The organism is Xanthomonas sp. MUS 060, assembly GCF_000963215.1.
Classification (GTDB): domain Bacteria; phylum Pseudomonadota; class Gammaproteobacteria; order Xanthomonadales; family Xanthomonadaceae; genus Xanthomonas_A.
Map to the genome: position 1 here is coordinate 153798 of NZ_JZIM01000001.1, position 21414 is coordinate 175211.

Consider the following 21414-nt stretch of genomic DNA (forward strand, 5'->3'; position numbering starts at 1 on the left):
GGCGGACACGGAAGCACGCGGTAGCGCGGTCATGGCCATGAGATCCCGAGCGCGGTGGCGACCTCGACAGCGCTGCGCAGGCCATCTTCGTGGAAACCGAAACCCCAGCCGGCACCGGCGAACCAGGTGTTGTTCTGGCCTTGGATCTCGCCCTTGCGCGCCTGCGCCGCGACCGATCCAGGCGTTTGCAGCGGATGCCGGTAGCGCATGCGTCTGAGAACCTTGGCCGGATCGATCGCGTCGTTGCAGTTGAGGCTGACGATGAATGGCTGCGGCGCTTCGATCGACTGCAGTGCGTTCATCCAGTAGCTGACCGTGCACGGTGCATCCGGATCGGCTGGCACGTGCGCGTTCCAGGCGGCCCAGGCGCGTGGATCGCGTGGCAGAACGCTTGCGTCGGTGTGCAGGACGGTCTCGTTGTCCTGGTAATGGAGTGCGCCGAGGATGTCGGTTTCGGCAGTGCTGGGGTCGGCCAGCAGACGCAATGCGTCGTCGGCATGGCAGGCCAGTACCACCGCGTCGTAGTGCTCGGTGTCGGCATCGGTCTGCACGGAAATGCCGCCCGCTGCCAAACGCTGCACTGCGCGCACCGGGGTGGCGATACGCTCGCGTACCCGCCAGCGTTTGCGCAGCGCACGCACGTAGGTGTTGGAACCACCGCGCACCACCTGCCATTGCGGGCGGCCGCTGAATTGCAGCATGTGGTGATTGGCCATGAAGCCGATCAACTGGCGCATGGGGAAGTCGAGGATCTGCCGCGATGGTGAAGACCACAGCGCCGAGGCCATCGGCACCAGGTGTGCGTCGCGGAATACGTCGCAATAACCGTGGCGTTGCAGGAATTGGCCCAAGGTGAGTTGCGCCAGCGTGGGGTCGTGCAGAACCTGCGGTGCGTGCTGGTAGAACCTGCGCAAGTCGCGCAGCATGCGCCAGAACCGCGGCGAGAGCAGGTTGCGACGCTGGCAGAAAAGACCGTCGAGCGTGCCGGCGTTGTATTCCAGGCCGGTGCGCGCTTCGTGTACCGAGAAGCTCATGGTCGTCGGTTGCGACGCCACGCCCAGTTGCGTGAACAACGTGCTCAGCAGTGGATAATGCTGTGGATTGAATACGATGAAGCCGCTGTCCACCGCGTATTCCACGCCGTCCAGCGTGATGGCATGAGTATGGGTGTGTCCGCCGAGGTAGTCGGCGGCTTCGTACAACGTCACCTCGTGGCGCTGGGACAACAGCCATGCCGCGCCGAGGCCGGCGATCCCCGAGCCCACCACCGCGATATTACTCATTGTGCCCGTTCCTTCGCACGCAGCAGCCCGGTCGGTACCGGCTTGAGTTCGCGGATCAGGCCGATCCACGCCATGGCCTTCAGGCCGTACCAGGTGGCATCCACTTCCCACCAGCGGAAGCCTTGGCGCGCCGCACCGGGGAAATGGTGGTGGTTGTTGTGCCAACCCTCGCCTAAGGTCAGCAGCGCCAGCCAGAGATTGTTGCGGCTGTCGTCGTGGGTGTCGAAACGGCGGCTGCCGAAGCGGTGCGCCAGCGAGTTGATGGTGAAGGTCGCATGGAACAAGGCCACGGTGGAGACGAAAAAGCCCCACACCAGCAACTGCGAGCCGTCGGTGCCGAGTTGCGGCACATGCCGATGCAGCCATTGGCCGAGCGCAAACAGTGCCAGTGCCAGCAGCACCGGCAGCACTAGGTCGAAGCGGTCGAGGAAACGGAGTTCCGGGAAGCGACGCAAGTCGGGAATCGCTTCCCAGTCGGTGCGGAAACCGCGTGGGGTCAGGAACCAGCCGCTATGGCTCCACCAGAACCCATGCTGACGCGGGGAGTGCGGATCGGCCGCGGTGTCGGTGTGGCGATGGTGATTGCGATGATGCGCTGCCCACCACAGTGGCCCGCGTTGTACGCAAGTGGCGCCGAGCGCGGCGAACAAGAACTGCAGTGCGCGCGAGGTCTTGAACGCACGATGGGCGAAATAGCGGTGGTAGAAGCCGGTGAGGGCGAACATGCGCACCGCGTACAGGGCCAGCGCCACACCCAACGCGCATCCGGACACACCGACCCAGAATACGCCCAGGCAGGCCAGGTGCAGGCCGATATAGGGGGCCGCGCGCAGCCAGTCGATGCGGTCGGCGCGGGCCGGGTCCAACTCGACCTGCGCATTGCTGTCGAACCACTGGCGTAGCGTGCGCAGCACGTGGTCACGCCGCGACGCGACAGTCGAAATGGGGGGATGCTCGGCAAAGGATCTCGGCACAAGGGCATCTCATTAGGGGCTCGGGAAAAAATACGACCGAACCGATAGAACGGATGCACCTGCGTGACCTGGTTTGCAGGGGTTTCTATGTTGACTGCCGCATGGGCCTTTGCCTTCCGCGACGGTCGATTGACAGCATCTATCAGACGAAGGCAGTGGCCGACAGTGGCGAGGATGCTGTCTGAACAGGGGGCTGGTTGAGTGAGTATGCTATTGCGATGGTCACATCTGCACCAAGGCGAAGCTTCCTTGCTCGGACAGGGAAATCGTAGACGTTGATTGTGCGACTCGGCACCGTCGCGGCGACGCGCGATGCCGTTTAAGGGACCAGACGCAGGCTGCTGATGCCGCCCTTGGCGACCACCGGGCCGGTAGCAACGCCGTGGGGTGCCCCGCCGGGCGGCTCCATGGTCACCGCCAGCAAGGCTCCCTCCCTGAGCAAGGGCATCAGTTTTTCCGGAATGTGTGCCACACGGGTCTGCATATCGTCGAACACGCCCATCGAGCGGGCCTTGCCGTCGGCTGGAATCAGCCACAACTCCGGCACGCGTCCGCTAGCGTGGGCGCCGGCCAGTGGGGTCATGGTGATGCGTCGTTTGTCGGCGTCCATCAGCACCACGTAACCGGGCTTGCCGTTGTCTTGCATCAGCGTGGAGGTCATCGCAATGTCGCTGGCGTTGGTCCGCGCTGTTGTCGCGACAGGCGATGCCGTCTGGTGCTGTGGTGGCAGCGGTGCGCGCGCCAGGATCAAGGCGAACAGGCAGGCGGCGGCGGTGGCGAAGCCGCCGGCACTGAGCCAGCGCCAGGTGCGCACGTTATCCCACACACTGGCGGTGGCAGCGCGTGTGCGCGGCGCTGGCGCATCCAGGTGCAGCGAGGCGCTGATGCGCACCCACACGCGTTCGGGAACCGCAACCGGGGCGATTTCGTCGGCCAGTGGCATCAGGTGCTGTTGCCACTGCGCCACGGCAGTGGCGAAGGCGTGGTCGCTATCGATGCGCTGTTCGGCGGCGCGGCGTTCCTGCGCGTCGAGCACCCCCAGCACGTATTCGCCGGCCAGCACGTCGCGCGGCGGCAGGGTTTCTTGCGGATCGGGCAGGGAGGTGTTCATTGTTCCAGGCACGCTTTCAGTTTCGCCAGGCTGCGCCTGATCCAGCTCTTGATCGTCCCGAGTGGGGTGCCGCTGCGATTGGCCAGTTCTTCGTAAGTGATGCCTTCGAAGAATGCGGTGCGGATCAGTTCGCCGCGCGGTGGCTCCAGTTCGCCCATGCACAGGTCCAGGCGCCGCCCAGCCACGCGCCATTCGGTTTCGGCCAGCGGGTCGCGGCCGTCCTCGGGTAGTTCGCCTGCCTCCTCAAGTGCCACCGACTGCCGCGTCGGCGCTCGTGCGCGCAGGTAGTCGATGGCCTTATTACGGGCGATCATGGTGAGCCAGGTCAGGCCGCGTGCCCGCTGCGGATCGAACTGGGTTGCTTTGCGCCAGACGGCGGAGAATACCTCCTGCAGTACGTCCTCCGCCTCGGCGCGTTGCGGCACGATGCGCAGGCACACGCCGAACAAACGCGAGGAGGTGGTGCGGTACAGACGTTCGAATGCAGTACTGTCGCCGGCCGCGGTGGCCAGCAACAATTGTCCTGCTTCGTCGTGATCGGGCGTTTCGATCATGTGGGCCAACGGTGGCGAATGTTGCCGCGATGCTACAGGCTTTCGACGTGTGCGTCGCTCATGCGCGCTGCCGGCGCCAGAGCGCGACTGCGGCGAGCAGGAGCAGGATCTCGAACGCGGCCAGGCCGGTGGTGGTCGTGCCGACCGGCCACAGCCGCAGCAGGCTGGCGCTGCGGTACAGCACGATTGGCACATAGAACGCCAAGGCCAATAGCAGGCCGTTGCGCAGTTGTCCGCTGCGGGCGAAGTAGCCGAACAGGAACGCCATTCCCCACTGTAGACCGCCGTAGATGACCAGGTATTCGGACTGACCGGAGCGGTCCAGGCCCACATAGCCCACCGCCACTGCGGTTGACGCTGGAAGGACGGTGCACCATAGGGCCAGCAGTGCGTAGAGCGCGGCGTTGAACCACAGGTATGCTTTTGCCATAGGGAATTCTCAGCGATGGGTGGGCGATGCGGTGGCATGGTTGTCGCCTTCGCAGCGGAATTTGCCGTGAACGCGGCGCCTGTCCGGGTCAGTGTACGTTGCACTGTGTGACCAGAGGTTGTTGCAGCGCTTGGTCCCAGGAGGCTGCGTCGGCTTGGCCGCGTAGGCGATCAGGGAAGGTGATGCGGACCTGCGGGTAGCGGCCGCGCGCATCGCGGATGTTGCCGACACCGCTGAATTCGAGCAGGTGCCGCTCCTGGCGCGCGTAGGCGACGTTGATGTTGGGCAGCAGGCCGCCATACCAGGCTGCCAGGCCCAGGGTGTAATGCTGCACGTTGGCGTCGGCGGCGCCGGGGGTGATCTGAAATTGCAGCGTGCGCTGGCTGCTCGGCAGCGCGAAGGTGATGCGCTCCGGCTTGCCGCTGGCCAAGGTATCCCAGTGCTGGCGCAGATAGGCGTCGAACCCGGCGTCGATCACCAGCGGGGCATCGGCGCTGGAAGATAGCGCCGCGTGGTGCTCGGCCTGTCCCTTGACCTGGCTGAACATCTCGCGGCCGTTGCCGGTGCTGCGGACCCCTTCGCGATAGCCGCTGCGTGCGTCCACCAGTTCGAAATCGGGGGCAATGCCGCCATCGGCCACGCGCTTGCGTGCGAATGCAGCGCCGTTGGGGCACTGGTACAGCACCAGTCGCGCACCGTTTTCACGCACCCAGTGGCTCTCGCGGTACAGCAGTTGTTTGCCGTCGGCGGCGTAGGCCTGGCCCTCGTAGTGCAGCATCGCCCGTGCCGGTGCGGCGGCGACCAGGGCGCACACGGCCAGGCTCAGGGCCAGGTAGAACGCATGATGTGGATGGACAGACCTGAAGGAAACGGTCGACGCTTGCATGGACGGCGCTCCGTTGGGATGACACTAGGACATACGCGGCGGCCACCGATCCGGATGCGCAGGCCGGCCGTGCGGCTCACGGGGGTGTTCAGCGCAGTACGATGCAGTCCACCGGACAGGCCGGCAGGCATAGTGCGCAGCCCGTGCACAGCGGTGCCAGCACCGTATGCATGTGTTTGGCGCCGCCGACGATGGCGTCCACCGGGCAGGCTTGGATGCATTTGGTGCAGCCGATGCAGTCGGCCTCGATCACCAGCGCCACCTGCGGCGGTGTGTGGGTGCCGCGGCGACGGTCATAGGGCAACGCGGGAGTGCCGAGTACCCGTGCCAGCGCCCGCGCACCGGCGTCGCCGCCGGGCGGGCAACGGTCCACCTGCGCCGCGCCACGCGCCATGGCCTCGGCGTAGGGGCGGCAGCCATCGAAGCCGCACTGGCCGCATTGGGTCTGTGGCAGCAAGCGGTCCAGGCGTTCGAGCAGGGCGTCTTGGGCGGGATGCATGGCGAAAGGGTTTGCCCGATGCAGGGCGTCGGGTGGAGCGCACCAGGACCACGACCGCAGCATGGTCGTACCGGGATGGGCAAGGCTAGTGTAACCCGCTCGCCGTCGCTGTCAGGCGCGATCTGCGCGGGCCTTGATCGCGGCCTGGACGGCTGTCCGCGACGCGATGAGGTGCGTCCGTGGCAATGGGGCGAATGGCCGCCACGATGCCCAGGAGTGTGGCATCAGGCGATGCGGCGGCCGCGGTACCAGCGCTCGTGCGCCAATGCCAGCATCGGTCGATCTTCGCGGCTATCGCCGTAGGCATAGATGCGTCGATAGGCGGACAGGGTGTAGCGCGCGCGGACCAGTGCGGCCTTGTGCGGGCCGCAGTCGCCGTCGGCGTAGCGCCCGGTCAGGCGACCATCGCACGCTTCCAGGCGGTTGCAGATCAGTGCCAGTCCATGTTGCGCGCACCATGGCCGCAGATATAGGTCCAGCGATGCGGAGACCAGCACGACGTGGTGGCCTTGTCTGTGATGCCAGTCGATGCGTTGCATCATCTGCGCTCGCAACAGCGGCGGCAGCGCCTGCTGCGCGTAGGCCGCCGCCTGTGTCGCGATCTCCTCGGCGGCACGCCCGGCGAACACCAGACGGGTGGCCCGTTCGCGCATCGCCACGGACGAGACCAGGCCGAGCCGGTAGCCGATCAGCCATGGTCCGATCGTCCAACGCGCGCTGGCCTGCTGCGCGGGTGTGGCGACGCGGCGCAGGAAGCCCGAGTAGCTGTCACCGCTGGTGACCGTGTGGTCGAAGTCGAACAGGGCCAGTGCGCTGGGTGTGGTCATCTGCGATGCGGGAGCGACACGGGCAGGGACGGATGGGCGGGCGCGGCGGCGCCGATGTGCGCTGCCGCCCGCACTCAGCGCACCGGCATGCCCGGCTGCGCACCGCTGTCGGCGTCGAGCAAGGCCAGTGCGCCACCATCGAAGCCGGCCGATAGGATCATGCCTTCGCTGATGCCGAAGCGCATCTTGCGCGGTGCCAGGTTGGCGATGAAGACCACGCTGCGGCCAACCAGTTTGTCCGGTTCGGCGTAGCTGGCGCGGATACCGGAGAAAATCTGCCGCTTGCCCAGTGCGCCGGCATCCAGTTCGAAGCGCAGCAGCTTGTCCGAGCCATCGACGCATTCGCAGGCCAGCACTTTGCCGATCCGCAGGTCGAGCTTGGCGAAATCGTCCATGCCGACAAGTGCGGGGCCGGTCGCGGGGCTGGCGGCTGCGGTGTTCGGCACGACAGGCGCGGTTGGCTTGGCGGCGGGTGTCGTTGCGTTAGCGGTAGGGGCGAAGGTGTCCTTGGAGGCGTCGGTCATGGCGTCGATCAGGCGGGGGTCGATTCGGGTGAACAGGGGGGTGTAAGGTTGGATCGCGTGTGCCAGCAGCGGCGCCTGCAGTGCGTCCCAGGTGCCCAGCGGCGCGACCAGGAACGCCTCGGCCTCGGCGCACGTGCGTGGCAGCACCGGCTTGAGCGCGGCGGCCAGTACCCGGAACAGGTTCAAGCCCTGGGTGCACACCGATTGCAGCGAGGCGTCGGCGCCGTCCTGCTTGGCCAGCACCCACGGCTTGTGTTCGTCGATGTATTTGTTGGCTTCGTCGGCCAGCGCCATCGTCTGGCGGATGGCACTGGCCGGGTCGTTGCGCGCATACGCCTCGCGGATTGGCGCCAATGCGGCGAGGAAGCGGGCGTATTGCGCTGGATCGGGCAGCGTGTCGGCGAGCGTGCCGCCGAAGCGCTTGTCGATGAAGCCGGCGCAGCGGCTGGCCAGATTGACGAACTTGCCGACCAGATCGGCATTGACCCGCGCCACGAAATCGCTGAGGTTCAGGTCGAGGTCGTCGACGCCACCGGAGGATTTGGCGGCGAAGTAGTAGCGTAGCGCTTCCGGTTCCAGGCCCGCATCGAGGTAGGTGCGGGCCATGACGAAGGTGCCGCGGGACTTGGACATTTTGGCGCCATCGACGGTCAGGTAGCCGTTGACGTGCAGCCGGGTTGGCGCGCGGTGGCCGGTACCGTGTAGCACCGCCGGCCAGAACAAGCCATGGAAGTTGACGATGTCCTTGCCGATGAAATGGTGCAGTTCGGTGCTGCTGCCAGCGGCGAGGTGCGCTTCGAACGATTCGCCCAGGCGTGCGCACAGGGTCTGGAAGCTGCTCAGGTAGCCGATCGGCGCATCCAGCCACACATAGAAATATTTGCCTGGCTGCCCAGGGATCTGGAAGCCGAAGTACGGTGCATCGCGCGAGATGTCCCAAGCACGCAGGCCGCCTTCGCTGTCCAGCCATTCCATCAGCTTGGCCTTGACGCCGGGCAGGGCGACATCGCCGGCCAGCCAGTCGCGCAGGAAGCTGTCAAAGCGTCCGACTTCGAAGAAAAAGTGTTCCGAGTCGCGCAGCTCCGGCGTGGTCCCGGAGATCACCGACTTCGGTTCCTTGAGTTCGGTTGGCGCATAGGTGGCGCCGCAGACCTCGCAGTTGTCGCCGTATTGGTCGGCGCTGCCGCAGTTTGGGCAGATGCCCTTGATGTAGCGGTCGGGCAGGAACATGCCCTTGGCCGGGTCGTAAAACTGGGCGATGGAGCGTCGTGCGATATGGCCGCCAGCGTCGAGGCGGGCGTAGAACGCTTCGGTCAGTGCGCGGTTGGCTGCGGAGTTGGTCGAATCGTAGTGGTCAAAGGCGACGCCGAACGCGGCGAAATCGCGCTCGTGGCTGGCCTGGATGCTGGCGATGAAATCTTCCGCAGTGACCCCGGCTTTTTCCGCCGCCAGCATGATCGGCGTGCCGTGGGTGTCGTCGGCACAGACGAACCAGGCGCGGTCGCCTTGCAATCGCCGCGCACGCACCCAGATGTCGGCCTGGATGTAGCCGACCAGATGCCCCAGATGCAACGGTCCGTTGGCATAGGGCAGAGCGGTGGTGACGAGAGCGGTGCGGGTCATGGCGGCCGGCGATTTGGGGGAGGGCGATTATTGCATGCACGCTGGGATGTCGGGTTTGGGGAGGCATGATGCACAAGCGTCACAGTTCGACGCTCCGAGCAGCAAAAAAGGCGCCTGTGCGGGCGCCTTCGAGGGGATGCGTGGGTGCGCTGGCGTGTCCGTGCGCGCTTGCGGCTCAGCCGTGTCGCGGTGCGCGTCGGTGTCGCGGCGTCATTGCCTGATCCAGGTCTGCGTGCGACCCAATACCTCGATGCCGATGTAGCCACGCATCTGCAACTGCTTGCCGTCCTTGCTCAGGGTGATCTTGGCTTTGTAGATTTTGCCCTTGACCGGGTCCAGGATGGAGCCGCCGTCCCACACTGCCGTGCCGTCGGGCTTGAGTCCCCACAGGATGGTCATGCCCTTGATCGGCTGGTCCTTGCGTTCGCCCTCGCACGCGTTGCACATCGGGTTCGGGCCACGGTCCGATTGCAGGATTTCGCTCACCTTGCCGCTCAGCGTGCCATCGGCCGTTTGTGTGATTTGTACGATTGACTTGGGTTTGCCGGTTGTGTCGTCGATGGTCTGCCAGCGACCGACGGGCGAGGTGTCGGCGGCGTGTGCGACTGATAGCGCGATGCTCAGTACCAAGGTCAATATCAGGGTCTTGAAGATGGTCGACATGGGCCCCTCCCAGGGATGTCCGGAGTGGCTGACACCATGCCGGCCACGCTGAGAATGTATCTCTGCGTTGCAGGTATTGGAAATCCGCATTGCGGCATGTTCGGGGTGGCGTATGCGTTGGATGCGCGCCGCGCCTATGGCAGCGGCGCGACCGGCCCGGTGCAATCTGCGACACTGCACTGACAGGTATCGCGCGAGGACATGCCCATGCCGCACAATCCATTGTCCGCGCTGTTGGCGCAGCACCAGTGCATCGTACTCGATGGCGCGTTGGCCACTGAACTGGAGTACTGTGGTTGCGATCTCGACGATCCGCTGTGGTCGGCGAAGGTGCTGCTGGAGCAGCCGGAACGTATTCGCCAAGTGCACCTGGACTATTTCCTTGCCGGCGCGCAGTGCGCGATCACCGCAAGCTATCAGGCCACCACACTGGGTTTTGCCGCGCGTGGCATCGACCCGTTGCAGGCGCAGCGATTGATCGCGCGCAGCGCGGAACTGGCGCAGCAAGCGCGGCAGGATTACCGCGCGGCGCATCCGCAGGCCGGCCCGTTACTGGTTGCCGGTTCGGTCGGGCCGTATGGCGCGTATCTGGGCGATGGTTCGGAATATCGCGGGGATTATGTTGTCGCCTCTGCGCGCCTGCGCGATTTCCACCATCCGCGCATCGCCGCGCTGGTGGCTGCGGGAGTAGACCTGCTGGCGTTCGAAACGCAGCCATCGCAGGCCGAGATCGCCGTCTTGCTGGCGTTGCTGGAGCAATTTCCGCAGAGTGTTGCTTGGTTCGCCTGCACGTTGCGCGATGCCACCCATTTGAGCGATGGCACCGCTTTGCGCGAGACCGTGGCTTTGCTCGACGGGCATCCGCAGGTCGTTGCGCTGGGCGTCAATTGCATCGCACCGGCGCTCGCCACTGCGGCGCTGGAGTATCTGTCCACGCTGACGCGCTTGCCGTTGGTGGTGTATCCGAACTCGGGGGAACGCTACGACGCCAGTGACAAACGCTGGAGTGCCGATGCGACTGCCGCATGCGCTTTAGTGGAGCACGTGGATCGCTGGCGTCAGGCCGGTGCGCGTCTGATCGGCGGCTGTTGCCGCACCACGCCGCAGCAGATCGCGCAGTTGGCGCGGCATCTGGCGATGCCGCACGGTTGAGTCGTTCTACGGCTTAAGCGGTTCTTGTCCGAGTGGCGTTCAGTTTTTCTTGCTCGCCACCCAGCGCTCCATCTTTTCCTGTAGTACGTTCAGCGGCATCGAGCCATCCTTCAGGAGTTCGGCGTGGAATTGGCGAATATCGAACTTGCTTCCCAACTGCGCGCGTGCGTTGTCGCGTAGTTGCATGATCTTCATCTCGCCGATCTTGTAGGACAGCGCATGCCCGGGAAGCGCCATGTAGCGCTCGGTCTCGGCTTCTGCGTCGGTGCGGCTGATGGCCGAGTTATCCAATATGTAGGTGATCGCCTGCTCGCGGGTCCAGCCCTGGCTGTGCAGACCGGTATCCACCACCAGTCGGATCGCGCGCCATAACTCATCATGCAGATAACCGAAATAGTCGTAAGGGTCCTGATACAGATCCAGGTCTTTGCCCAAGGATTCGGCGTACATGCCCCAGCCTTCGATGAAGGAGGCCTCGCCGCCGAAACGGCGGAACCTGGGTAGATTCGTCAATTCCTGCTGCAGGCCCAGTTGCAAGTGGTTGCCGGGGATGGCCTCGTGCAGATACCGGTTCTCTGCATCCCAGCTCTTGCGATTGGTTAGGTCGGACGTGTTGACGTAGAAAATACCGGGTTGGTGGCCGTCCTCGCTGGGCGGCATATACGAGTTGCCAGCGGTGGATTGCGCCCGATTCGGTTCCATCGGGCGGATTTCCAGTCTGGCTTTCGGCATGAGCGTGAACATCGGTGGAATCGCCGCATTCACCTTGTTTTGCAGGTTGCGGTAATAGTCCAGCAGTTCGTTTTCGCTCTTGAAAGTGAAACGTTTGTCGTTCTGCATGGATTTGAAGAACTTCTGCATCGAACCACGGAAACGGATCTGCTTCATCACCATCTGGATCTGGCCCTGGAGGCGTGCCACCTCGTCCAGGCCGATCTGATGGATCTGCGCCGGGGTCAGATCGGTGGTGGTGCTCTGGCGCACATCGTGGGCATACCATGCTTCGCCATTGGGCAGCGCGCCGATGCCGGCACTGCCGCGCGTGGCCGGCAGGTATTGCGTGGCGATGAAGCCACGCAGGGCGCGATAAGCGGGCATGATCCGATACTCGATCATGCGCTTGTACTCAGCGGCGATGCGCTGTTTGTCGGCTTCCGGGATGTCCGCTGGCAGATTGCGCACCGGCCCCCAGAACAGGCTCTCCTCGGCGCTGGGCTTGATGACCGCATCCAATTGCGGCAGGACTTTCTCCATCAGCGCGCGTGGCTGCACGACGCCAGCCCGCATGCCTTCGCGCATGTTGGCGATGGCCTGGTTGAACAGTGTCGGGATGCCGAGTGCGCGTCGCGACCAGTTGTCGTAATCCTTGACCGTATGGAAGGGTTGCGCGCCGGTACCGGAACCGAGCATCGCCATGATGCTGCCGACGTTGTAGAACTGGTTCACCGGCTGCATCCAGCTCGGATATTTCTCTGCCTCCAGCGCGTTGCGCGCGTCGCTGACGAAGATCTCGTAGCTGAGCAGGTCCTGCCCGCTGAGTCCGTCCTTGCCGATCGCCTCGGCTTTGCTCAACCACTCCACGGTGAAGTCGTGCGATTGCTGGCGGAAGGCCGCCGAGAGGAAGTTAGGTAATTGGTCGTTGTAGCGACTGTCGCCCTGGAATGTCGCCTGTAGAGGGTTTTGTTTGAGCGAGGCTTCCCAGTAGTCGTCGTACAGGCGATTCAGTCGCTGGGCCTTGGTCAGCGCTACCGGAGCCGGGGCATGCGTCACTGCGCGCGCCTTGTGCGTCTTGTTGGTTTTGGACTTGGTTTGCGTGGTGTGCTGTTTAGCGGTTTTTTTCTTGGTCGCGTCCGCCGTTGCCGTCAGCGATAGGCTCAGGGCGGCGGCGATGGCGAGGGACAATAGACGGGAAAATCGGGATGGCATTGCGGACTCCAACGACAAGCGAGGGTGGATATCCCATCCGGATCGCAGCGGTGACGCGTCGCGGCGATAGGAGAGGGGACGGCCTCAATCGGCTGCGGCTTCCTCGCGTAACTGTTCGGCCCGCTGGGGGGTCAGGTAATCGGTGATCAGGCGGCGCATCAGATACAGCAGTGGCAGCAGCACGATCGCCAGCACCAACTTGCAGATGTAGTTCAACGTGCTCACCGCAAGGAACAACGGAATCGACCAGTGCTGCGGACCCAGCACGAACGCGATGTAGATGACCACGTAGCTGTCGATCAATTGCGACACGGCGGTGGAGCCGGTGGCGCGCAACCAAACGTGTTTTTCCCCGGTGCTGCTGCGGATGTGATGGAATACGGCCACGTCGATCAACTGACCGGCCATGAACGCGACCAACGAGCCGCCGATGGTCCACAACCCTTGTCCGAAGACGGCGGCGAATGCGGCCTGGTAATCCGGTACGCCTTGGTTTTGCGCCGCGCTGACCCAGAACCCGGCCGGTGATAATGCGATCGCGGCGAACGCGAACAGGAAGCCGTAGCCGATCAACCCCACCGCCAGCCAGGAGATGAAGCGCACCCCGCGGCGACCGAAGAACTCGTTGATGGTGTCGGTGAGGATGAACACCAGTGGCCACAACAGGGTGCCGGCGGTGAAGTTCATCGAACCTTTCTGGCCGAACAGGTTCCAGTTCAGCGGTGCGATGCCGAGCGTATCCTCCAGGGCGAAGATCTTGACCCCGATGAATTCGGCCAGCGCTGCATTGACGCAGAAGAACGCGGCCAGTGCGATGAAGAGTCGAACGGCGCGATCGTCTAGCGTGCCAGTGCGCATGTCAACGGTCCATGGTGCGGGTGAATGGGACGCTGTCCGGGGCGACCGCGCCGCCGGAAATGATGAAGCTCATCGCCTGGTCCACGCTCCAGTCGGTCGGGGTGAGCCGTTCTACCGGGACGATTTCCAGATAGCCGGAGGTCGGGTTCGGCGTGGTCGGCACGTAGACCGCGGCCAATTCACGGCCGCTTTCTTGCTCGCGGATCACCCGCGTCACCAGGCCCACCGCTTTCATATCGCGATGGGGGAAGTCGATCAGCACCACGCGTTGGGTGCTGCCGGGCTGTGTCTGCAGGATGTCCAGCAGCTTGCGTGCGCTGTCGTAGACCACACTGGCCAGCGGAATGCGCCGCATCACCGCCTCGAACCAGCCCAGCAGGCGTTGCCCGATCATGCGCCGGCTGAGAATACCGACCAGCAGGATCGCCGCCAGCGTGGCGATCAGCGCGATGGTGTCCTGCACCCACAGTGCCGTTGCCCAGCCCAGTGCCTGCGGGAACGAGGCGGCAATGCGTGCCGAGAGCGGCACGACCCACGGGCTACTGATGCCCGACAGCAGTACAAACACGAATTTGACCACCACCCAGGTCAGCCAGATTGGCAGCAGGGTGAGCAGGCCGGTGAGGAAGAGCCGTTGCAGGGACGGGCGCGGAGACGATGTTTGGGGGTCGGGTGACATTCCCCTAGTGTAGTGGAGCGTCGTGCCTGCGGGGATAGTCGCAGGGCACTGGCGTCCGTGGAGATATCGTTCGGTCAGCGTTGATTGCTCGACTCGACGGTTTGCGGTTGATCTACAGCAGCTTTCGCGTGCGCGCCGCCAACATGCCACGCGCAACTATTCGCTTGGCAATGGACGCGCGGCCAGGCCGGGCATGCCGTGCGTCGGTACAGCGGCATCACCGCCCGCGCGGGCATTCCCGCCGACGGCGCGTCATGCGGTGGGCTTCAAAACAGCAAGGCCGACATCTTGCGCCGGTAGCGCCCGACCAGATCCGCATCCTCGATGACCCGGAACGCATCGATGAGCGATTTTTTTGCCAGTCCATCGGCGAAGTTGCGGTCCTGCCGCAGCATTTCCAGGAAGTGCTCCAGTGCCGCCTCGTCGTCGCCGTCGACCAGATGCCGCACTCCTAACAGATGGCGTGCCGCCAGGTCGTTCGGGTTCTGCGCGAGTGCAGCCTGCAATGCCTCTGAAGGCGGCGCTGACTGCAGCGCGCTGACGAAGCCCAGCCGTGCCCGCGCTCGCACCGCGCGTTCGTCGGTCGCCAGGTTGGCTGGTAGGGCATCGATCAGCGCCTCGGCCTCGCTGACAGCGCCGGTCTTGATCAGCGCCAGGGCCAGATCCAGCTTCAGTTCTTCCTTGTCCGGCTCGGCCGCTACCGCCTCGCGCAGGCGGTGCACCTCGGCATGCGGGTCCAGCGCCGTAGCCGGGGCGTCGTCCTGCTCGGGGCTGTCCTGTGCCGCCAGCGGTTCGATGCCGTGCTGCTTGAGGAACGCGCGCAACTGACCCTCCGGCAGCGCGCCGGGGAAACCATCGACCAGTTGCCCGTCCTTGACCAGGAACACCGTCGGCACCGAACGGATCTGGAACGCCGCGGCGATCTGCTGTTCCTTGTCTACGTCGACCTTGGCCAACACGAAGCCACCGTTGTACTCGGCGGCCAGCTTCTCCAGGATCGGGGTCAGGGTTTTGCACGGGCCGCACCAGGGGGCCCAGAAGTCCACCAAAACCGGGGTTTGCAAGGAATGCTGCAGCACCTCGGTTTCGAAGGTCTCGGTCGTGGCGTCGAAAACGTAGGGCGTGTCGGACATAGAGGCATCAGTGTCAGGCAGGAGGTTGGCTTCTTCATGGTGGCAGCTCCGCGCCGATGCAAGAGCGGTCGCGGCATGTCATGTGATGTCGGGGCGACCGACAACCGCCACACTATGCGGATTCGGCTAGTGGCGGCGTAGGGCGCGGGAGCGAGCAATGACGAAGATGGACGCATGCGTGCTGCGCTGGGTCGGTCCCTTGCTGGCACTCGGCGCGGTCGTGGCGATGGTGGGGTTCGGCATGGCGTTGCCCGGCTATTTACCGTGGTCGCATCCGCTGGCCCTGCTGGGTGCGCGCGGGATTCCACATGCCTGGGCCTTCAATCTGCTGGCCTTCGTGCTGCCTGGTGCGTTGGCGATTGTGCTGGCGCTGCGTCTGCTGCTGCAGGCTGGTCGTGGCGCGATCTGGTCGTTGCGTGTGGGCGGGCAGGTGTTATTGCTGGCCGGGCTTGCGTTTGCCTGCATCGGCCTGTTGCCGTTGGATCCGCTCGATCTGGAGTCGCGCGCCACGCAAATGCACGCCAGTGCTTGGCTGCTGTGGGTGGTGGCGCTGGTGGCGTCGGCGGCGCTGTTGGGCGTCGGTGCCTATCGCGATCCCGCCGCGCGCGTCTGGGCGACCTTCGCGCTGGCGGTTGCGCTGTTGGCCGCGCTGGGTGCCTTCGCCTTGGATCGACTGTTGTCGCCGCCGTTGGCGCAACGGCTGGTGTTCATACTGTGGTGGGGATGGCTGGCGCTATTGGCCTGCTGGCCTGGCCCGCAGGCGCCACCGCAGCGCCGCTGAGCCGTGGAAACTTGTCATGCTGTGGTGAGCGAGGCGTCGGTGCTGTGCTGCCGTGTGGCTGCCGTCTGTCGTGCGGGATTGGAGCGGCTTGCCGCGCTACGGTACCCTTAGCTGCTTTGTTGCCGCCTGGCCCTGTCCGTTTCCATGTCCGCCGTCGAGCCCCCCGTCTACGATCCGCAGCAGGTCGAATCCGCCGCCCAGCAGTTTTGGGACACCACCCGTGCCTTCGAGGTCGATGAGACCTCCGACAAGCCCAAGTTCTATTGCCTGTCGATGCTGCCGTACCCGTCCGGGGCGTTGCACATGGGGCATGTGCGCAACTACACCATCGGCGATGTGATCAGTCGCTATCAGCGCATGAACGGCAAGAACGTGCTGCAGCCGATGGGCTGGGACGCGTTCGGCCTGCCGGCCGAAAATGCCGCGATCAAGAACAAGACCGCCCCGGCGCAGTGGACCTACGCCAACATCGCGCACATGCGCAGTCAGCTCAAGTCGCTGGGTTACGCCATCGACTGGTCGCGCGAATTCGCCACCTGTCGGCCCGAGTACTACGTGCACGAGCAACGCATGTTTACCCGGCTGATGCGCAAGGGCCTGGCCTACCGCCGCAACGCGGTGGTGAACTGGGACCCGGTCGATCAGACGGTGCTGGCCAACGAGCAGGTCATCGACGGTCGCGGCTGGCGCTCCGGCGCGCTGGTGGAAAAGCGCGAGATCCCGCAATGGTTCCTGCGCATCACCGACTACGCGCAGGAACTGCTCGATGGCCTGGATCAGTTGCCGGGCTGGCCGGAATCGGTCAAGACCATGCAGCGCAACTGGATCGGTCGCTCCGAGGGGCTGGAGATCCAGTTCGAAGTGCACGATGCCGACGGGAGTGCATTGGATCCGCTGCGGGTGTTCACCACGCGTCCGGATACGCTGATGGGCGTGACCTTCGTGTCCATCGCCAGCGAGCATCCGCTGGCCCTGCATGCGGCCAAGTCCAATCCGCAGTTGGCGGCGTTGCTGGCCGAACTGAAACAAGGCGGGGTTTCCGAGGCCGAGCTGGAAACCCAGGAAAAACGCGGGATGGCCACCGGCCTGACCGCGGTGCATCCAATCAGCGGCGAACGCGTGCCGGTCTGGGTCGCCAACTTCGTGCTGATGGGCTATGGCACCGGCGCGGTGATGGCGGTGCCCGGTCACGATCAGCGCGATTTCGAATTCGCCAACAAGTATGCGCTGCCGATCCGCCAGGTGATCGCGCTCAAGTCCCCGCGTAACGACGACGAGCGCCATTACGATCCGAGCCGTTGGCAGGATTGGTACGGCGACAAGACCCGCGCGCTGGAGCTGATCAATTCGTCCGAGTTCGACGGGCTGGATTTCCAGGGCGCTTTCGAAGCCCTGGCCGAGCGCTTCGAGCGCAAGGGGCAAGGCCAGCGGCGCGTCAATTATCGCCTGCGCGACTGGGGCGTGAGCCGCCAGCGTTACTGGGGCTGCCCGATCCCGGTGATTTATTGCCCCAGTTGCGGCGCGGTGCCGGTGCCGGAGGATCAGTTGCCGGTGTTGCTGCCGGAGAACGTCGCCCTGAGCGGCACCGGCTCGCCGCTGAAGACCGACCCGCAATGGCGCAAGACCACCTGCCCGCAGTGCGGCGGCGCGGCCGAGCGCGAGACCGACACGTTCGATACCTTCATGGAGTCGAGCTGGTACTACGCGCGTTACACCTCGCCCGGCGCCAAGGACATGGTCGATAAGCGCGGCAATTATTGGCTGCCGGTGGATCAGTACATCGGCGGCATCGAGCACGCGATTCTGCACCTGATGTACTTCCGTTTCTTCCACAAGCTGTTGCGCGATGCGCGTCTGGTGGACAGCGACGAGCCCGCGACCAATCTGCTGACCCAAGGCATGGTGATCGCCGAGACGTTTTATCGGCAGAATCCGGACGGTTCCAAGGACTGGATCAACCCCGCCGATGTGGAGGTGCAGCGCGACGACAAGGCGCGGATGATCGGTGCGATCCACAAGGGCGACGGTCTGCCGGTGTTGATCGGCGGTACCGAAAAGATGTCCAAGTCCAAGAACAACGGCGTGGACCCGCAGGCGATGGTCGGCAAGTACGGCGCCGATACGGTGCGCTTGTTCTCGATGTTCGCCGCGCCGCCGGAGCAGTCGTTGGAGTGGAACGAGGCCGGTGTGGACGGCATGGCGCGGTTCCTGCGCCGGCTGTGGGCGCAGGTGCACAGGCATGCCGCCGATGGCACGGCCCCTGCGTTGGACCCGGCCGCGTTGGGAGGCGAACACAAGGCGCTGCGGCGCAAGACCCACGAGACCATCGACAAGGTCGCCGACGACTATGGTCGCCGCCACAGCTTCAACACCGCGATCGCGGCGGTGATGGAGCTGACCAATGCGCTGGCCAAGTTCGACGATGCCAGTGCGCAGGGCCGCGCAGTGCGTCAGGAGGCGTTGGAGGCGGCGGTGCTGCTGCTCAATCCGATCACTCCGCACACCAGCCATGCCTTGTGGCAGGTGCTGGGCCACGCGCCGACGCTGCTGGAAGATGTGCCGTTCCCGCACGCCGACCCGGCTGCGCTGGTGCGCGAGGCGGTGACCCTGGCGGTGCAGGTCAACGGCAAACTGCGCGGCACGATCGACGTGGCAGCGGACACCGCGCGCGAGCAGATCGAGGCGCTGGCGCAAGCCGAGCCCAACACGGCCAAGTTTCTGCAAGGTCTGAGCATCCGCAAGATCATCATCGTGCCCGGCAAGATCGTGAATCTGGTGGTGGCGTGAGTCCGCGCGGCGCGGGCGCTGTCGCGCTAGGTTTGCGTGCCTTGGCCGCATTCGCGTGGCGCGGCGTGTCTCAACCCGCGTTCACGCGCCATCGGGCAGGCTAGCTTCCTGTTGCCGCGCCCCATCAGCTCCTCCAGACTGTGTCCATGACCCGACTCCTGCTTGCCCTTGTCTTCGTAGTCTCCCTGGCGGCCTGCGGCTTCCACCTGCGCGACAAGCTGACCCTGCCGGCGGATACGCACGCGGTGAAAGTGGTGTCCTCGGCGCCCTACAGCGAGTTGGCCAAGCTGCTCAAGCGCGGCCTGCGCGCCGCCGGTGCACAGATCGCGCCGGAGGACGTCGACACGGACGTGGCGCGCTTGGAAGTGCTGTCCGAGCGCTGGGGCGACTTGCCGATCGCGCTCGACGCCCAGGGCCGCGCGCAGGAGTACAGCTTGCGCTATGCGGCGATCTTCCTGTTCCGCCGGGCCGACGGCAGCGTGCTGGTGCCGCAGCAGGTGATCGAGCTGTCGCGCGACTACGTGGCGCCACCCACCGATGCCACCGGCACCACCACCGAGCGCGAGATCCTTGCCGACGAGTTGCGTCGGGAGATGTCGGCCTCGATGCTGCGCCGGATCGACAGCGTGGTGCGTGCGGAAGTGCGCGCGGGCAAGAACAACGTTGCGCCGCCAGCCGTCACCGGTACACCGGTCGAAGGCAAGCCGGCGCCTTCGCCGCAGCCTTGAGCGTCTGCCGGCTTTCGCCGCTGCGCGCGGTGCAGGCAATGCCTGGCGTCGTCGCCGTGCCGATGATCGGTTGCGTGCGCCACACCGCTACGGCGTAGGCTGTCGTCATGGAACTGCGTCCCGAACAACTGCTCGCCCAGCCTGCCACGCAGCCGCTGCATCCGGTCTACCTGATCGCCGGCCCGGAGACCTTGCGCGTGCTGGAGGCCGCCGATGCGGTGCGTGCCCGTGCGCGCGCCGCCGGCATCGGCGAGCGCGAGGTGTTCGATGCCGATGGACGCGACTTCGACTGGGACCAACTCTATTCCAGCTTCAATTCCCCCAGCCTGTTCAGTCCGCGACGGCTGATCGAGTTGCGCTTGCCCAGCGGCAAGCCCGGCAAGGAGGGGGGCGAGGTGATCGCCGCGTTCTGCGCCGATCCGCCGCCGGACGTGGTGTTGCTGATCACCTGCAATGAGTGGAGCAAGGCGCACCAGGGTAAATGGGCTGACGCGGTCGGGCGCATCGGCGTGATCGCGGTGGCTTGGTCGATCAAACCGCACGAATTGGGCGATTGGATCGAGCGGCGCTTGCGCGGCAAGGGCCTGCGTGCCGATGCCGGCGCGGTGCAGCGGCTGGCCGAGCGGGTCGAGGGCAATCTGCTGGCGGCGGCGCAGGAAATCGACAAGCTGGCTTTGTTGAGTGATGGACAGGGGCTGGACGTGGCGGCGATGGAGTCGCTGGTCGCCGATGCGGCGCGCTATGACGTCTTTCGGCTGGCCGAGGCCACCTTGGGCGGTCAGGCGTCGGCGCTGCGGCGCATGCTCGCCGGTCTGCGCGCCGAAGGCGAGGCGGTGGCGGCGTTGCTACCGATTCTGATCAAGGAACTGCTGCGCACGGCGGTGCTGGCCAAGGTGCAGGCGGCTGGTGGCAATCTGGCGGCGGAGATGAAGGCGCAGGGCATTTGGGAAGCGCGGCAGGCGCCGTTCAAGCGCGCTTTGCAACGCCATGGCGCGCCGCGTCGCTGGGAGCGCTTCGTCGTCGAGGCTGGACGTATCGACCGCATCGCCAAGGGGCGTGCCGATGGCGATGCCTGGGTCGCGCTGGAACGCCTGTTGCTGGCGGTCGCCGAGGCGCGTGCGGTGCGGTTGTTGGTGGTATGAAAGCCGGGCCCCGGGACCCGGCACTGCAGACCCGGGAGAGCGGGATTCCCGAAAGCACGAACGTCGCGGGCGCCGACACCACAGGCGTCGTGACCCGCGCATCGCCGGATCGCTGTGCGGATGTCGTTGCGGCAGGCGTATCGGGCTCTGCCACGCAGGGGTTGCACCTCATCTATGGCGGCACGTTCGATCCGGTCCACAACGGACATTTGGCGATCGCCCGTGCCGCGCGCGATGCGCTTGGCGTCCCCGTGCGGATGATGCCAGCCGCCGATCCGCCGCATCGCCCCGCGCCGGGCGCCACTGCGCAGCAGCGCTGTGCGATGTTGGCACTGGCGATCGCCGATGAGCCGCAGGTGCTGCTGGATCTGCGCGAAGTGCGCCGCGCCTTGGCTCAGCCCGGGGTGGCGTCCTACAGTATCGAGACGGTGCGCGAACTACGTGCTCAACTCGGCGCCGACGCACCGCTGGCTTTGCTGATCGGTGCCGACAGCCTGGTCGGCTTCACCGGATGGCGCGAATGGCGCGCGCTGCTCGATGCGGCCCATCTGGTCGTTGCCGACCGTGCTGGTGCTGGCTGGGAGCAGGCACTGCCGGCAGTACTGACGCAGGCGTTGGCTGGGCGTTGGGCTGCTTCGCCGCAGGCGTTGGCCGCTGCGCCGGGTGGCCTGTTGTGGTGTCTGCGGCAGCCGCTGCGTAGCGAATCGGCCAGCCAAGTGCGCGCATGCCTGGCCGCTGGCGGTGATTGGCAGGCATTGCTGCCGGCGCCGGTTGCCGATTACATCCGCACTCACCGTTTGTATGCGGCAGATGCCGCCACAGTCGGCTGAATACGCTTCGTCGCAGGCTCCCCT

At 65.3% G+C, this 21414-nt stretch carries 21 protein-coding genes; 7 read left to right on the top strand and 14 right to left on the bottom strand.

Annotated features, from left to right (window positions below):
* Window positions 1–29 precede the first annotated feature (29 nt).
* The 10 genes from XANALMUS060_RS00625 to XANALMUS060_RS00670 all read right to left on the bottom strand — a co-directional run bounded on the left by XANALMUS060_RS00625 (window position 30) and on the right by XANALMUS060_RS00670 (window position 9374).
* The gene (locus tag XANALMUS060_RS00625; protein WP_045736720.1) at window positions 30–1283 is read right to left on the bottom strand and encodes an FAD-dependent oxidoreductase; all 1254 of its coding nucleotides are present in this window, start codon (window positions 1281–1283) and stop codon (window positions 30–32) included.
* Complete coding sequence (locus XANALMUS060_RS00630; protein WP_200893983.1) at window positions 1280–2257, bottom strand: acyl-CoA desaturase; 978 nt, start codon at window positions 2255–2257, stop codon at window positions 1280–1282. Before XANALMUS060_RS00630 ends, XANALMUS060_RS00625 begins: the two co-directional genes overlap by 4 nt.
* Before the next feature lie 319 nt (window positions 2258–2576).
* Complete coding sequence (locus XANALMUS060_RS00635) at window positions 2577–3368, bottom strand: anti-sigma factor (protein ID WP_045736721.1); 792 nt, start codon at window positions 3366–3368, stop codon at window positions 2577–2579.
* Window positions 3365–3922: a sigma-70 family RNA polymerase sigma factor gene (locus tag XANALMUS060_RS00640; protein WP_045736722.1), complete on the bottom strand. Its 558-nt coding sequence runs from the start codon at window positions 3920–3922 to the stop codon at window positions 3365–3367. Before XANALMUS060_RS00640 ends, XANALMUS060_RS00635 begins: the two co-directional genes overlap by 4 nt.
* 58 nt (window positions 3923–3980) lie before the next feature.
* The gene (locus tag XANALMUS060_RS00645) at window positions 3981–4352 is read right to left on the bottom strand and encodes a hypothetical protein (RefSeq protein ID WP_045728309.1); all 372 of its coding nucleotides are present in this window, start codon (window positions 4350–4352) and stop codon (window positions 3981–3983) included.
* A gap of 88 nt (window positions 4353–4440) precedes the next feature.
* Window positions 4441–5238: a hypothetical protein gene (locus tag XANALMUS060_RS00650; protein ID WP_045736723.1), complete on the bottom strand. Its 798-nt coding sequence runs from the start codon at window positions 5236–5238 to the stop codon at window positions 4441–4443.
* An 88-nt stretch (window positions 5239–5326) separates the two neighbouring features.
* Complete coding sequence (gene rnfB / locus XANALMUS060_RS00655) at window positions 5327–5737, bottom strand: Rnf electron transport complex subunit RnfB (RefSeq protein ID WP_052688059.1); 411 nt, start codon at window positions 5735–5737, stop codon at window positions 5327–5329.
* Window positions 5738–5961: 224 nt separating this feature from the next.
* On the bottom strand, window positions 5962–6564 hold the full coding sequence (locus XANALMUS060_RS00660) for an HAD family hydrolase (RefSeq protein ID WP_045736724.1): 603 nt from the start codon (window positions 6562–6564) through the stop codon (window positions 5962–5964).
* 74 nt (window positions 6565–6638) lie between these two features.
* Window positions 6639–8711, bottom strand: coding sequence for a methionine--tRNA ligase (gene metG / locus XANALMUS060_RS00665; protein WP_045736725.1), 2073 nt, complete (start codon window positions 8709–8711; stop codon window positions 6639–6641).
* 210 nt (window positions 8712–8921) lie between these two features.
* Window positions 8922–9374, bottom strand: coding sequence for a DUF2147 domain-containing protein (locus XANALMUS060_RS00670; RefSeq protein ID WP_045728305.1), 453 nt, complete (start codon window positions 9372–9374; stop codon window positions 8922–8924).
* A 36-nt stretch (window positions 9375–9410) separates the two neighbouring features.
* On the opposite strand from XANALMUS060_RS00670, the gene XANALMUS060_RS20425 reads away from it, so the two are divergent.
* Window positions 9411–9557: a hypothetical protein gene (locus XANALMUS060_RS20425; protein WP_161795365.1), complete on the top strand. Its 147-nt coding sequence runs from the start codon at window positions 9411–9413 to the stop codon at window positions 9555–9557.
* Window positions 9558–9581: 24 nt separating this feature from the next.
* Window positions 9582–10526, top strand: a complete 945-nt coding sequence (gene mmuM, locus XANALMUS060_RS00675; RefSeq protein ID WP_045736726.1) for a homocysteine S-methyltransferase — start codon at window positions 9582–9584, stop codon at window positions 10524–10526.
* A 39-nt stretch (window positions 10527–10565) separates the two neighbouring features.
* Here the strand turns inward: mmuM and XANALMUS060_RS00680 are convergent, their stop codons facing one another.
* The 4 genes from XANALMUS060_RS00680 to trxA all read right to left on the bottom strand — a co-directional run bounded on the left by XANALMUS060_RS00680 (window position 10566) and on the right by trxA (window position 15122).
* Window positions 10566–12452: a DUF885 family protein gene (locus XANALMUS060_RS00680; protein WP_045736727.1), complete on the bottom strand. Its 1887-nt coding sequence runs from the start codon at window positions 12450–12452 to the stop codon at window positions 10566–10568.
* Between the two features lie 84 nt (window positions 12453–12536).
* Window positions 12537–13310 (bottom strand): queuosine precursor transporter, encoded by a 774-nt coding sequence (locus tag XANALMUS060_RS00685; protein WP_045736728.1) that lies wholly within the window; start codon window positions 13308–13310, stop codon window positions 12537–12539.
* A 1-nt stretch (window position 13311) separates the two neighbouring features.
* Window positions 13312–13989 (bottom strand): DUF502 domain-containing protein, encoded by a 678-nt coding sequence (locus XANALMUS060_RS00690; RefSeq protein ID WP_045736729.1) that lies wholly within the window; start codon window positions 13987–13989, stop codon window positions 13312–13314.
* A gap of 266 nt (window positions 13990–14255) precedes the next feature.
* Window positions 14256–15122, bottom strand: coding sequence for a thioredoxin (gene trxA / locus XANALMUS060_RS00695; RefSeq protein WP_045736730.1), 867 nt, complete (start codon window positions 15120–15122; stop codon window positions 14256–14258).
* A 157-nt stretch (window positions 15123–15279) separates the two neighbouring features.
* Between trxA and XANALMUS060_RS00700 the strand changes: the two genes are divergently transcribed.
* The 5 genes from XANALMUS060_RS00700 to nadD all read left to right on the top strand — a co-directional run bounded on the left by XANALMUS060_RS00700 (window position 15280) and on the right by nadD (window position 21390).
* The gene (locus XANALMUS060_RS00700) at window positions 15280–15903 is read left to right on the top strand and encodes a DUF998 domain-containing protein (RefSeq protein ID WP_045736731.1); all 624 of its coding nucleotides are present in this window, start codon (window positions 15280–15282) and stop codon (window positions 15901–15903) included.
* Window positions 15904–16047: 144 nt separating this feature from the next.
* Window positions 16048–18690, top strand: a complete 2643-nt coding sequence (gene leuS / locus XANALMUS060_RS00705; protein WP_045736732.1) for a leucine--tRNA ligase — start codon at window positions 16048–16050, stop codon at window positions 18688–18690.
* A 146-nt stretch (window positions 18691–18836) separates the two neighbouring features.
* Window positions 18837–19418 carry an LPS assembly lipoprotein LptE gene (gene lptE / locus XANALMUS060_RS00710; RefSeq protein WP_045736733.1) on the top strand — a complete coding sequence of 194 codons (582 nt, stop codon included), beginning with the start codon at window positions 18837–18839 and terminating at the stop codon, window positions 19416–19418.
* Between the two features lie 107 nt (window positions 19419–19525).
* Complete coding sequence (holA, locus tag XANALMUS060_RS00715) at window positions 19526–20560, top strand: DNA polymerase III subunit delta (RefSeq protein ID WP_045736734.1); 1035 nt, start codon at window positions 19526–19528, stop codon at window positions 20558–20560.
* Window positions 20557–21390, top strand: coding sequence for a nicotinate-nucleotide adenylyltransferase (gene nadD, locus XANALMUS060_RS00720; protein ID WP_082064760.1), 834 nt, complete (start codon window positions 20557–20559; stop codon window positions 21388–21390). Before holA ends, nadD begins: the two co-directional genes overlap by 4 nt.
* Window positions 21391–21414: the final 24 nt, after the last annotated feature.